Below are 13,579 nucleotides of genomic sequence, written 5' to 3'. Positions count from 1 at the left end.
GGTTATTAGATTGGAATGGATTTGTAAGTGGTTTAGGTGTAAGGGTGTATCGCTGGAGTGAGTTGCGTCGGTTTGTTTAAGTGAAACCGACGCACATCATTAAACGATGTGCCCTATTACATCTATAATATATATCCTCAATTTTAATCATAATTCCCCACCCACCTCATTTTAAGTTCAGTTTTTGGTATAAAATAATAGTTTTTCGGATTCTATTTACATAATTAATATTGCTATACTTAATTGAAAATCTAAATAAAATGAGGTGATGGTATGAAATTTTTCGAAATTAATAAAATACCACTCAAAAACATACCTATAGCAATGCAAAGAAAATTATGGCTACGTCACTTTCTTCAAGCTTTCTTTGTCGTGTTCTTTGCATATATGGCCATGTATTTGATACGTAACAACTTTAAAGCAGCCGGACCAATGCTTAAAGAAGAAATCGGCTTTTCGACGCTTGAGCTTGGATACATAGGTCTCGCCTTTAGTATCACGTATGGAATCGGTAAAACAGTTATCGGTTACTTAGTCGACGGACGTAACACGAAAAAGATCGTGTCCTTTCTATTGATAATGTCCTCTATCGTCGTACTTACAATGGGGTTTGTTCTAAGTTATTTCGGTTCTATAATTGGATTGTTCATCGTTTTATGGGGATTAAATGGTGTATTCCAATCTGCTGGTGGCCCAGCGAGTTACTCTACAATCTCAAGATGGGCACCACGTCCTAAAAGAGGTAGATTCTTAGGTTTCTGGAATACGTCTCACAATATTGGTGGTGCTATTGCAGGTGGTGTTGCACTTTGGGGTGCGAATATGTTCTTTGACGGACACGTAGTCGGTATGTTCATATTCCCAGCAGTGATTGCTTTATTCGTAGGTATTGTAGGTCTCTTTATTGGTAAAGACGACCCAGAGGAACTTGGATGGAATAAAGCAGAAGATATCTTTGAGGAACCAGTAGATCAAGAAAATATCGATTCCGTTAAAATGTCTAAATTTGCGATATTTAAAAAGTATATTCTTAGAAACCCTGTCATATGGATACTATGTGTATCTAATGTCTTCGTATATATCATTCGAATAGGTATCGATAACTGGGCACCACTCTACGTTTCAGAGCATTTAAACTTTAATAAAGGTGATGCAATCAATACGATTTTTTACTTTGAAATCGGTGCGCTCGTAGCGAGTTTGTTATGGGGTTATGTATCGGACTTACTTAAAGGTCGCCGTGCTCTAGTAGCTGTTGGCTGTATGTTTATTATTTCCTTTGTAGTACTCATGTATATGAATGCGACAAGTGTTCTAATGGTGAATATCGCATTATTTTTACTAGGTGCATTAATTTTCGGTCCTCAGTTACTAATCGGCGTTTCTCTAACTGGCTTCGTACCTAAACGTGCCATAAGTGTGGCAAACGGATTGACGGGTTCTTTCGCCTACTTATTTGGTGATTCGATGGCTAAGGTCGGACTCGCAGCAATTGCTGACCCTGAACAGAATGGTCTACACATTTTTGGACATACGCTTAGTGGTTGGACGGACGTATTTGTTGTGTTCTATGCAGCGTTAATACTCGGCATTATATTACTCGCAGTTGTAGCTATCTTTGAGGAAAAGAAAATTCGATCGCTCAATCATTAATATTGAAGGTTAAGACATGATTCAATGTCTTAGCCTTTTTTTGATTATTAGAAGTGCTACTCATATTTCTATATAAAGTTGGTGTTACGCCTACATACTTTTTAAAGTGATAAATATAGTTCTTGTAGTCGTTAAAGCCAACCATTTGTGCTATCTCATAGTGCTTATAATGTTGGTTAAGGAAGTTCAATGCCATTAATGTTCGATAACGATTTAAATAATCTTTGATTGAAATACCCACTTCTGCTTTAAAGATACGCATTACATACGATTCACTAACGTGAAGGGCTTTTGCGAGATGAGAAACATTAAAATGCGTATGATAATTCTGTTTCATAAATTCGATCACTTTATTTACGTAAAAGTGATGATACGTTCTCGGCTCTAGAAGCTGGAACACTGGGAGTTGATGCACCGAACGAAGTGTAAATTGTTCAAGACATTTAGGGAGCTCGTGCATAACTTCAGTCTTCAAGATATAATCAGAAACTCGTAATTTAAGTGCGGCTCTTATACAATCAAAATCTTTAGACACTGAAATGACTACTTTCTCACACGCGTAATCCTGGATAGTATGTAGCAATGTGAACCCATCGTCTTGAGGCATGCATATCTCTGTGATTACGAGTTCAGGATGATGTGTATAGATGAGTTTAAAGGCTTCTTTGCCCTCATTTGCGAAAAGCACTTTAGAAAAGTGATAATCATGCCAGTTTATATTGTTAGTCATAGTATTAAGGAATTGAGCGTCGTTATCATATAAAAGCACTTTATACATATATGCACCTTCTAGTCATAAATTATATATGTATAGTATTATAAAATAATTTTATTATCAATTAAAATCCTCTATTTTCGATGTATAAAGCCTCATGGATTATAGATAATAGATCCATTTAAATGAATGCATACAAAAAACACCTTACGTGCTGTAAGGTGTTTGTTAGTCAATATTACAATCTATGATTATAGTTTAACAACGTTTGCAGCTTGTGGGCCACGGTCGCCTTCAACTACTTCAAATTCAACTGCTTGACCTTCATCTAAAGATTTGTAACCTTCTTGGTTAATTGCTGAGAAGTGAACGAATACGTCGTTTTCACCTTCTACTTCGATAAAACCGAATCCTTTTTCAGCATTAAACCATTTAACTGTACCTTGTTTCATATCTGTGAAACCTCCAAGACTAAAATTCAATATGCGTTATTCGCATATTACAAAAAATACTTATAATTATTCAACTTTTATGTAAAAATATTCTTTGCAATATGGAATAATGCACTTGCTATTAACTATTATAGAGTAATGAATAAACAATTGCAATACAAATTTGAAAAATTTGTAATTATTCAATAATAGGTAGATTATAATAAATATTATTGTTTTTTAAAATGATATAACTGTGAAATATCTGTAAGTCCTCATCACAATGCTTACAAAATTTTAAGTCACAATTATTGTAAAATGCATATATATTATATTTACCAACTATATAATTATCGTATTTATCGATCGCAGTATATATCTTACTTGAATATTCTTCTATCATTTCATCATATGTATTAAAGGATTCTTCTTCAGTTATGTAAGTTTTCCAATCATCAAACAGCCACCATCCTTCAAAATCAGCAACAATTTTAGTAATTGTCCACATGTGAGGATGACCTCCTTAATTATAAACTCTTATGAAACAATGTAAAGCCTTTAAACTTTAAAATCAAGTCCAAAGACTTAAGTCCTATGGCCGATGTTTCACTAACGCAAATATTAGTTTTTTGCGATTAAAATACGTATAATGTAATTAAGAGGTGATTATTATGAAACTTAAACATATATGTGTGTATGGACGTGTTCAAGGTGTTGGGTTTAGGTTTTATACAGAAAAAATTGCTAAAGCCTTAGACATTGAGGGCACTGTTGAAAACGTCGAGGATTTTGTAGAAATCTACGCACAAGGTCCTGAAACTCAGCTCAATAACTTTATTGAAAGAATTGTTAAAGGTCCGTCCCCTATGTCAAAGGTAGATACGTATACAATTGATGAATTACCTCCTGATGAGAGTATTAAAGGATTTTGGACTAAATAAAGGAAGATGTAAATGAGATATTATATTTCAAAAGTCATTGGTGTATTAGTTGGTATCCCAATCGCTATTGCAGCATGGCTCAGTAGTGTGTTTGGATTAGATATCTTCTTTTTATTCGATGGTTTAATAGGGTTTCTAGGCTTCTTTGTAGGTTATCTCCCTACTCAAAGACTTGTGTCTAGATCCTTTTTAAAAGAGAATGGCCTATCGAGAAAAGAATACCGCTATATTAGACGTCAACTTGAACAATCACAACATAAATCTAAGCGCATTTTCAAAAGTTTTATTAATGTGCGTTCAGTGAAAGATTTTAGAACGGTTAATGATATTTATCGACTAACACGCACAATTAACCAAATCGTTGCTAAACGTCCATATAAGTTTTATAAAGTAGAAAGTTATTTCTACTCCCATATCGAAAACGCTACAAATCTAATTGATAATTATACGCGCCTATCACGTATTTCTAATAAATCCAAAGACGAGAAGCAAACGCTTGAACAAACGCGCATTACGCTTCATGAGATTAAACGTACGCTTGTAGCTGACTTAAAGCGTTTAAACGAGGATGATTATAGTCAATTAGAAGTAGAAATTGAATTGAATAATCTTGAGCAAAAGCGCAATCGCACGAAGACTAAAGATATTCAAGAACAATTCGATAAACAAGAAAATCCAAAAGAAATGGAGTGAAAATAAATGAAGGAACAAGATCTTAAAAATTCTCACCCATTAGATGCATACTTTGAAGAGACGAATGAACTCGAAAAGCAGTCGAAAGAAAACAACCCTTCTACGACGTATGAATCACATTTTACTGAACAAGATAAACAAAAGATTGATGAATTATCTAAACAAATCGTACCGCTTGATAATGACGCATTATTAAAGTTTGGTTCTAACGCTCAAGGTAATTTATCAAACTTCTCTCATAAAATGCTAGATGAAGTTCAATCTAAAGACGTGGGTCCTATTGGAGATACGTTGCAACAACTGATGTCAAAACTTCAAGAAGTTGACCCTGATGAATTAAACCAAAAAGAACAATCTATATTCAAACGTATTTTTAAACGTACTAAAAATTCGATTCAACAAGTATTTACGAAAATGCAATCAGTGGGTTCTCAAGTTGACCGTATTTCAGTTCAACTTGAAAAGAACAAAAATACACTCATGAGAGACATTAAATTATTAGATGAATTATACATCCAAAATAAAGACTATTTTGATGTATTAAATATTTATATCGCGGCAGCTAAGAAGAAAAAAGAAGACATTGAAACTATCACGTTACCTGAACTTAGGAATAAAGCGAAACAACAAGATGGTAATCAAATGGCAGTTCAAGATGTAGCGGATATGGAACAATTCGTTGATCGTTTAGATAAACGTATTTATGACCTACAACTCTCTCGTCAAATCACCTTACAATCTGCACCTCAAATTAGAATGATTCAAAATATTAACCAAGCGCTTGCTGAGAAAATTCAAAGTTCTATTCTTACAAGTATCCCATTATGGAAAAATCAAATGGCTATTGCCCTAACGCTTATGCGTCAACACAACGCAGTAGAAGCTCAAAAACAAGTTACGAATACAACGAACGAACTTCTTGTGAAGAACTCTGAAATGCTTAAACACAATGCCGTTGAAACTGCTAAGGAAAACGAACGTGGTATTGTAGATATTGAAACGTTACGTACGACGCAAGATAACATTATTGAAACGATTGAAGAAACACTTCGTATTCAAGATGACGGTCGTAAAAAACGACAAGCTGCTGAAGTTGAGTTACAACAACTTGAGACTGATTTAAGAGAAAAGCTTACAATTAATCAAGATAACCGTGACCGTTTAAATTAATTTAAAATAAAAATTTAGCCACTCGTTATACGTTAACGAGTGGCTTTTTTATAAGCTTGAGACATAAGTTATGAAATAGTGCATTAAAACTTTATTTTATACAATTCTCAAAACAGCTGACTCCTAGGGGTGGGACCCCGGCAGAGAAATTTGCGCTAGCAAATTTCTCTGCCGGGGCTTTCAATGTAATGAACAAAGAAGCGAAAGCTTCTTTGTAAGTTCAACTAACGAATTAAAATTCGAGTTGAACTTTACAGGAAAGCATGCTGTTTTAAGAGAATTGTTTAATAGGTCCCAAGCTCATTTCTACCCTATCGAATTAAATAGCGTACTTATTCTTTTTGATAAACGATAGCGGATTGCTTTTTAAAGAAAATACCAATGAGGTATCCAATGATAAGACCAATAATCATAATTGGGAACCATTCTAAAGAATATGACTTAAGTGGTAAATGATTCATAAAGTCGAGTGCTTTGACACCAAGAGAATGAATTACACTTAAAATCGATACGATTGTTACAACTAGTACGGTAATTTGTTGTGTGATTGGTTTCATAGGAACAAATCGTGCGATTAAGATTAAGAGTACCGTTGTTATCGCGATTGGATACACAACTGATAGAACTGGTACTGACATCGAAATGACTGTGTTTAATCCTAAATTTGCGATAATAAAGCTAATTAAAGTGAAAATAATAACGTATGCTTTATATGAAAGTTTAGGAAATATGCTATTAAAGTATTCACTTACAGAGACAATTAAACCGCAAGCAGTCGTTAAGCAAGCTAGTGCAACGATAATACCTAATAAGTACTTACCAAAGGCACCAAAACCTGTTTTCGCGATCGTAATTAACAAGAATGTACCGATGTTCTGATCTTTAGATACCAGTTCATTCATTTTAGCTTCAGAAATATTCATATGGTTACCAATAAATCCTAAAGAAATATAGATAACGGCTAGTGCTGCAGCCGCAATTAAAGCAGCCATAGCAGTATGTTTAAAGATTGTGTTTGCATGAGAGATGCCCGTGGCTTTTACAGCATTAACCACAATCATGGAAAATGCGATAGCTGCTATTGCATCCATCGTTAAATATCCTTCAGTGAAGCCTTTCGCAAAACTAGACATTGACGTAGCGAAAGCTTTCGTATCACCTGCACCCTGTGGCGCTGTACCAAAATCCGTAAACCCTTTGATAATCATCGCAATGATCGTAATAAGAAGTAATGGCGTTAAGATTGCCCCAATGCGGTCAACAATCTTGTTAGGATTGATACATAAAAAGATGACGATTAAAAAGAATATTGCTGAGAATACAAATAAAGCGATGTTATTCGTCGTATGGAATATCGGTGTAATGGTCATTTCAAAAGATGTTGATGCTGTTCTCGGAATCGCAAATAGTGGTCCGATTGTTAGGTAAATCACAACTAAGAACACGACTGAGAACATAGGATGAATCTTATTAAAAGCACCGATGTACCCTTGTTTATCGAGTGCACCAACAACAACGCCTAATAACGGTAGCCCTATCCCTGTAATCACAAATGCGAAAATAGCTGGCCAAAAGTTAGGTCCACTGTTAAGCCCTAGATTAGGCGGAAAGATTAAGTTACCTGCGCCAAAAAATATCGCAAATAACATAAATCCTATAATTAAAGTATTTTTATTCATATTATTAATTTATCCTCCAGATAGTATCATTTTTAAATTATACGTCATTCTAACACATAATAAATGTAAGGTCTATACATTTTTCAGAAAATTTAAAAACTTTGTTAGTATAAAGCGTTAAAATGTCTGTAAAAGTAACTTTTTGAGTAAAGGTGATAAATGTTCAGGTAAATGTTCGACACCTTCAACGAATATAGCATATGGTCCATATATGTTATGAATCGTTTCTTCGATATCCTCAGTAATCGGGTCTTGACTAAGGAAAACGTTAAAGACTTCGATACCAAGTTTACGCGACGTTTCAACTGCTTCATAAGTGTCTAAGATACCATCCTGGCTATAGTTATAAGCGGATGGTTCCCCATCTGAAAAGACAATTAAGAACTTTTGCTTGTGTGAGCGACGTAGTAAACGATCACTTGCAAGACGTATCGCAACGCCGTCTCGGTTATCATCTTGAGGTTCCAATGCCATGATGCGTAAGTCGTCTTTGTTAGTGACAGACTGATGGAACGAAATAATTTCATCAATAATGTTAGGTTGCTTTCTGTCATCTGCGTCAAAAGCATCCTCGTTAAACGCTAGAATTTCGTGTTTGATATTAAGGTGTTTTAATGTCTCATGGAATAAGACGACACCTTTAATCGTTTCATCCATTTTGTCATGCATACTTGCCGATGCATCTATTAACAACGTAAATGTTGCATCGAATTCGTGACTTAAATCTTCCTTTTTATAGAACATTTTGTATTGGTTATCTATAAACCAATTAATTAAATTCTTTTGTAGACGCCCTTTTGTTAAATTATGGCGTTCAGACTGCTGTTCACGTTCAATTGTCTTTTTAATCATTTGAATTAAATCTTTGATTTCAAACTGGACATGTTCCTCAACTTCACGATACGATTCATAGAATTCAGGCTCAATGGATGGTGTGTTCCATTTTATCTCAACGTTTTCGTTAATACCTTTAAGTTTGAGACCTGGGTTCATGCCGAGCTGGCCACCTTCTTCATCATCAAGGACGTCGTCATTTGTACCCTTGCCTTTCTTAGTAGCCATTTCAGTGATATCGTCTGTTGAATCACCTTCTCTTGTGTCGTCATTTGAAGTAGATGCGTCAGAATTTTCGCCTTCATTCAGTTCCATTTCCATATAGCTACCGCCACTTGACTTAGAATCTTCGGCTTTCATGTCGACTTCTTCGGTCTCGTCTTCTTCATTAGTTTGATCATTCTTACCATCAGAATTGTCTGAGTCGACGCGTTTTCCAGGGTCAATCGTATCCATTTGTTCATAAACGCGTCTAGGTAAGTGGTAGTATTCATTTAACATATCTTCTTTTAAAATATCGTCAATTTGGAACATAATGCGATCAGCTAAAAACATACTGTCTTCAGAGCTTTCTATTTGGAATATATCTGGTAAATACATGTACATTGCATTTAAAATATCATCAAGTTCGTCCGTCATTTGAGGTACGTCATAGAAATTACCAGTTAAAAATGATTGCTCCAAGTATAGAAAGAGTAAGTCTGTATATGTCGTCTTTGTTTGATAAACCTTGATTTGACTTCGATTATATTTCAAACGCATGTCACGTCTGAGTTGAAAGATTTTATCAGCAAACGGCCTCTCGTTAACGATTGCCTGTGTTACTCTGATTTCTTCAATAAGTTTAAAGAGCTGATAATAGAACTTTGGATGCTTGAAATCGTTATCGAGTACTTCTTTCGTAATCTCTACAGACATCTTTAGATAGCTATAGGTAGCTAATAAGACATCAGATTTAAGACCTGTTATTTCTATGTTTTCAGGTCGATGTGACCAGAAAGAACTTGCTATCAACTCATTATGAATCGGATCGTAGTACGGAAACTTGTGAATCTTAACCTTAGTTGTGGGATCTTTCAACAATAAACGTGCTAAGTCTTGAAGCATCATGACCTTTTTCGCATCAAGCTGTTCGTCATTAAACTTTATAAAACGTTCACTCATGTAAAATCTCCTTACTAAAAGTTAAGTTCTACGGCATTTATAATCGCACGTCGTTCACGCTCGTCTTCAAGTTTATCTGTAATAACACGTTTAATCGCACGTTCAACTGGTATAACCGTTGCTAAATCACAAAGGTCGATGAGCGCCCTAACGCTTGCTGCCTCTTCAGAAATTTGACCTTGTTTCGTCATAGTTTTGAGATCGTTGCTAAATTGAACGATTTGTTTGATAAGTGCTTTATCTTGTAACTTACTTTGACTTAAGATAATTTCTGCTAGTGATTCACTATCGATATAGTCAACTTCAATTACGACAAATCTGTTCTTAAGCGCCTCGTTCATCGGTAACGTACCAATATATCCTTCGTTAATTGCTGCGATAACGTTAAATCCAGGTTTCGCTACAACCGTTTCTCCTGTAAAAGGATTTTGTAAACTACGGCGGTAATCAAGTACACCATTTAGAATAGGTAATGTCTCAGGCTTAGCCATGTTAATTTCATCAATGTAAAGAATCGAACCTTCTTTCATGGCTTTGATAACAGGGCCGTCGACAAAGACAATTTCTTGTTGGCCTTTTTCTGTAGATTCAATGGTCTTGAAACCAAGTAAACTCTCAGCATCAAGATCTACAGAACAATTGATTTGATACATCGGTTGATTAAGCTCGTCACTTAACGTTTCAGCGAGCTTCGTTTTACCTGAACCAGTTGGGCCTTTTAATAAAATGTTTTTATTTAGTTGAAATAGCGCTTTCGCATCATTGTATACAGTTTCATCAGAATTGATATATTTCGTATTAGCCATCTTCAAACTCCCTCTCTATTTATTTACAATGAAAAAAGGGATTAGACATAAGTCTAATTCCCTTAAAGTTTATAGACATCAAACTTCTTTAAAATATTCCTTGTAATAACCACCTACAAGTCCTGAGTTGTCAATGATTTGGTAATATTCCTCAGTTTCATTAACAACGTCGTAAACTTTATCGATCGTAAGCATATCGGCTACAGTGAATTTCTTCGCATCAGTATGTACGACCTTAACTTGTTTGATAGGTGTCTTATCTTTCCATGTTTCATGTAACATTGTTACACCGTCCTTATTCTAATAAATTCTATTATGCCTCATGTTCTACTTTTCATCAAGCGTGAATATGAATGCAATACCACTTGTATCGTTAACTCGAATAGAACGTGTTTGTCTTTCTTCACGCTTCAACTCTTGAAAAGGAATTTCGTTAAGCTTAAGCTTTTCAAGTGCTGTCTCAAATGCTTTTTGAGAAGGCGCAGTGAATTCAAGTTGTTCAAAGATACCAAATTCAGGAAGCTTCATTGCTTCATCAGCCTCAACAACGTGAACTTCGCCACCTAGGCCACCGTCACCTACTGTAAATACGATCACTTTCTTATTACCATCTTCAACAGTATATTCAGCTAAAGGCTTGAATCCGAAAATTTGAGTTAAAAGTGAACCGGTCACGATAGGTTCATTTGTATTTAAGATAATTGGTCCAAGACCAGTTATTTGATGAAACGGACTTACATTACTTGAATCACTAGGTACACCTAACGGGATACCGCTATTCGTTTCATTAGAATAAATATCATAATATTGATGGTTGCTGTCGTTAAAACCAAAATGTTCGTTTTGATTAAGATGTGCGACATCACTATAAGAAATATTAGATTTATCAAGTAATGCTTGATACTCCTCTAGTCCATCGTCTGTCGGAATTCTTAAACCGATGCTTCTATAATGTTGATAGCTATCTTGTAGTTCAGGAACCTCTACAAACTGAATACATGTTCCAGGACTGAATTCAGCATCACCGAACTGTGCATTTTGGTTCACACTTCGATAGTTCATACCTAGAATATCTCTAAATAATTCAATTGTTTGATCTATGTTAGTTGTACCTAAAGTAATACTTCGAATGCCACTCATCAAAATCGCTCCTTAAATTATTAAGTTAAATTTATTATAACGTACAATAGGAATCTGTCATAGTATCAATAACTATTCAATGGGATTATTTGAATTCCAAAGTAAAATGACATAAATTAAGTGTTAGGTTATCAAATTATTTAGAATATCAAAATTATAAATTAGTTATTTAAGGAGATATACAATGAACACGAAAGTTACGCATGTGGGTCTGATATTTTTTGTACTGATGTTTCTAGTATCTATCGCGACATTTATTTTAAATCAATATCAAAACAACTTTATTAACCCTATTCCATTAGGGGTACTTTCGGTATTAATGATTCCTGCATTAATGTTTCACTATAAAAATGTAAAAATAGGAAGCATTTTGACGATATTTGCGATTGCAATAACGATTGCGCTTCTGTTTTACTTTAACTTTTAGGGTGAATTTTGTATGTATGGTAGTGATGTACTAAAGTTTAACTTGTGTACATTGCCAATGTGTAAACGTTTGTATGTATAACAAAGCCCGACTATGGAGCGAGGGCTTATATATATCCTAAATACAGAAAAGGGACTTGGGTTTATTGATGAAATCCAAGTCCCTTTTTATTATTATTTATCTTCTTGTTGCTCTACTTTAACTGTTCGCTCGGCTAACTGTTGATAGAAGTTTTCGAGCTCTTTTGGCGTACGTTTAAGATCAAGCGTATCAAGACCGATTAAATCGAAGTGATCCCAATCTTTCTTAACTGGGAATACTTGCCAAGTACCTTTCTTAATTGTACTTGTATCCGTTGTATGTTTACGGCCTTCTGGATAGAACGCTGAACGCGTTGGTACTAAACCATCATTCATCTTATATTGTTCAGGTGCATTTTTACCGATTGTCTTACCTGAATCAAGACCTAAGAAATACATACCCATATCTGGCACGTGATCACCTTGTGCGTTAGGATGTGATGCTTCACCAGCATAGCTTGAGTAAGCAATTTCAGGGTTCGTTGTAGTTTGTTCATTTAACTTACGAGAGCCTTCTGGTGATAAATCATAGAATGAGTTATCTTTCGTGTTCCATAACTTACTTTTGTTAACTCTGTCTGCATATTCAAGATATGTTTCATCATCTCTTTGACGTAAGCCCCAATGATCGAATCCTAAGTTCACTTTAGAGCCCTTATGACCGAAGAATGTAGCAATATTATATAGGATTTCAGTAGACTTTTTGTTCGTTTCACCTGGTTCTGAAGCATACGTACCATTATGAGGTGTAGCTAGTGTCGTCATAGATGAAACCATATGGTCTTTTTGTCCTTTGAATAATGGTGAAATCTTGCCGCCGTGTTCTTTTTGATATTGAATCTCTTCTTGATTACCATGACGTAACATATTTTCAAGTAAACGAGATGTTTGGCCACCCATACTATGACCGATTAAATGGATTTTATCGCCAGGTTTCCAATCAGGATAAACCCCTTCGTACGTACGACCATAACGTGCGTGTCCATATTTTTTAGCGTGCGCAGCACCGTAATCAACCGTACCACCTTTAATGTAGTAGTATAATTCGACTGCACGGTCGTAGTTACTACTAAATGGACCAATATTGGCATCATATACTTCATAACCACTATTTCTAAGTGTTTCCATTAATGGTGATTTATCGCCACCCCAGTAGTTCGGATAAATAGCACTTGGTCGATATTCGCCTACTAAACCAGCGAAGCCATGAACGAAGACGATCGGATACTTGTTTTTAGTTTGGTTAGCTTGCGTATTCGCCTGTTTAATTCCTTTTGAGTCACGTGATAATTGGTTTACAGAAGCATCACGTGAAAATTTAGGATTCGCGTTTTGTTGAAGTAATTGATTTGTTTGTTTCTCTTCAGATTGAGATTGAAGTTGTTTAGCCTGTTGTTCAAGCTCATTATGATTGGCCGTTTTAGGAGATTGTTGCGTCTTAGAGGCTTCTGCAGGTTTTTCTTCTGCTTGCGTATTCCCTGTGAAAAGCGACGTAAGTAGAATCGCTGAAGATGTCGTGATTGCTATGGTTTTATAGTATTTGTTATTTAGAAATCTCATTTAATGCTCCTTTCAAATTATTATAGTCAGATTTCAATATAATAATACTATATCATAATAATTTTTAGTAAAAGCAAGCATTTTAAAGAAATTACTAAAAGTTTACATTTCATAAATAATTTTAAAACAAGACTATTGTTATCACATATTTAATTACGCTTAATTAAGAGATGTTTGATATAAAGGGCTTTTGCTGAAGGGAGAGAAAAAAGGCAAAAAAAAGCTACCAACAAAGCAATGTGCCATGTTGGTAGCTATATTGTGAATTAAGTTAACGTATGTTCCA

Annotated in this window: 14 protein-coding genes; 5 read left to right on the top strand and 9 right to left on the bottom strand. The window is 35.0% G+C overall.

The genetic code is table 11. The features are described 5' to 3' along the window. Positions 1–273: 273 nt before the first annotated feature. On the top strand, positions 274–1,653 hold the full coding sequence (gene uhpT, locus ACF3N8_RS08585) for a hexose-6-phosphate:phosphate antiporter (RefSeq protein ID WP_009384011.1): 1,380 nt from the start codon (positions 274–276) through the stop codon (positions 1,651–1,653). Here the strand turns inward: uhpT and ACF3N8_RS08580 are convergent. From ACF3N8_RS08580 to ACF3N8_RS08570, 3 genes are all read right to left on the bottom strand, one after another. Beyond that, a complete protein-coding gene (locus ACF3N8_RS08580; RefSeq protein WP_238101894.1) occupies positions 1,643–2,431 on the bottom strand; it encodes a helix-turn-helix domain-containing protein in 789 nt (262 codons plus the stop codon). The two genes, uhpT and ACF3N8_RS08580, sit on opposite strands and share 11 nt — an antisense overlap. Before the next feature lie 188 nt (positions 2,432–2,619). Then, positions 2,620–2,820 carry a cold shock protein CspA gene (cspA, locus tag ACF3N8_RS08575; RefSeq protein WP_103357964.1) on the bottom strand — a complete coding sequence of 67 codons (201 nt, stop codon included), beginning with the start codon at positions 2,818–2,820 and terminating at the stop codon, positions 2,620–2,622. Between the two features lie 178 nt (positions 2,821–2,998). After that, complete coding sequence (locus tag ACF3N8_RS08570) at positions 2,999–3,307, bottom strand: DUF1033 family protein (protein ID WP_009384014.1); 309 nt, start codon at positions 3,305–3,307, stop codon at positions 2,999–3,001. 163 nt (positions 3,308–3,470) lie between these two features. Here ACF3N8_RS08570 and ACF3N8_RS08565 point away from each other — a divergent pair, with 163 nt between their 5' ends. The 3 genes from ACF3N8_RS08565 to ACF3N8_RS08555 are packed head-to-tail and all read left to right on the top strand — an operon-like array spanning position 3,471 to position 5,603. After that, positions 3,471–3,740, top strand: a complete 270-nt coding sequence (locus ACF3N8_RS08565; RefSeq protein WP_009384015.1) for an acylphosphatase — start codon at positions 3,471–3,473, stop codon at positions 3,738–3,740. A 12-nt stretch (positions 3,741–3,752) separates the two neighbouring features. Beyond that, positions 3,753–4,433 (top strand): 5-bromo-4-chloroindolyl phosphate hydrolysis family protein, encoded by a 681-nt coding sequence (locus ACF3N8_RS08560; protein ID WP_238101893.1) that lies wholly within the window; start codon positions 3,753–3,755, stop codon positions 4,431–4,433. A gap of 6 nt (positions 4,434–4,439) precedes the next feature. Further along, the gene (locus tag ACF3N8_RS08555; RefSeq protein ID WP_238101892.1) at positions 4,440–5,603 is read left to right on the top strand and encodes a toxic anion resistance protein; all 1,164 of its coding nucleotides are present in this window, start codon (positions 4,440–4,442) and stop codon (positions 5,601–5,603) included. Positions 5,604–5,935: 332 nt separating this feature from the next. On the opposite strand, the gene brnQ is transcribed toward ACF3N8_RS08555, so the two are convergent. The 5 genes from brnQ to ACF3N8_RS08530 all read right to left on the bottom strand — a co-directional run bounded on the left by brnQ (position 5,936) and on the right by ACF3N8_RS08530 (position 11,226). After that, a complete protein-coding gene (gene brnQ, locus ACF3N8_RS08550) occupies positions 5,936–7,282 on the bottom strand; it encodes a branched-chain amino acid transport system II carrier protein (RefSeq protein ID WP_009383817.1) in 1,347 nt (448 codons plus the stop codon). A 117-nt stretch (positions 7,283–7,399) separates the two neighbouring features. Continuing rightward, on the bottom strand, positions 7,400–9,280 hold the full coding sequence (locus ACF3N8_RS08545) for a nitric oxide reductase activation protein NorD (protein WP_238093479.1): 1,881 nt from the start codon (positions 9,278–9,280) through the stop codon (positions 7,400–7,402). A gap of 14 nt (positions 9,281–9,294) precedes the next feature. Beyond that, complete coding sequence (locus ACF3N8_RS08540; RefSeq protein ID WP_009383815.1) at positions 9,295–10,086, bottom strand: AAA family ATPase; 792 nt, start codon at positions 10,084–10,086, stop codon at positions 9,295–9,297. Positions 10,087–10,164: 78 nt separating this feature from the next. Further along, on the bottom strand, positions 10,165–10,368 hold the full coding sequence (locus tag ACF3N8_RS08535; RefSeq protein WP_009383814.1) for a DUF6501 family protein: 204 nt from the start codon (positions 10,366–10,368) through the stop codon (positions 10,165–10,167). A gap of 45 nt (positions 10,369–10,413) precedes the next feature. After that, the gene (locus ACF3N8_RS08530; RefSeq protein WP_392449828.1) at positions 10,414–11,226 is read right to left on the bottom strand and encodes a VOC family protein; all 813 of its coding nucleotides are present in this window, start codon (positions 11,224–11,226) and stop codon (positions 10,414–10,416) included. Positions 11,227–11,410: 184 nt separating this feature from the next. Here ACF3N8_RS08530 and ACF3N8_RS08525 point away from each other — a divergent pair, with 184 nt between their 5' ends. Next, on the top strand, positions 11,411–11,653 hold the full coding sequence (locus ACF3N8_RS08525) for a hypothetical protein (RefSeq protein ID WP_009383812.1): 243 nt from the start codon (positions 11,411–11,413) through the stop codon (positions 11,651–11,653). A gap of 173 nt (positions 11,654–11,826) precedes the next feature. Here ACF3N8_RS08525 and lip read toward each other — a convergent pair whose 3' ends face one another. Continuing rightward, entirely contained in the window at positions 11,827–13,293 is a 1,467-nt protein-coding gene (gene lip / locus ACF3N8_RS08520; protein WP_392449827.1) for a YSIRK-targeted triacylglycerol lipase, read from the bottom strand. Positions 13,294–13,579: the final 286 nt, after the last annotated feature.

Origin of the sequence: Staphylococcus massiliensis, from assembly GCF_043186315.1 — a bacterium.
GTDB classification, from domain to species: Bacteria; Bacillota; Bacilli; order Staphylococcales; family Staphylococcaceae; genus Staphylococcus; species Staphylococcus massiliensis.
This window is presented reverse-complemented; position numbering and strand designations above follow the sequence as displayed.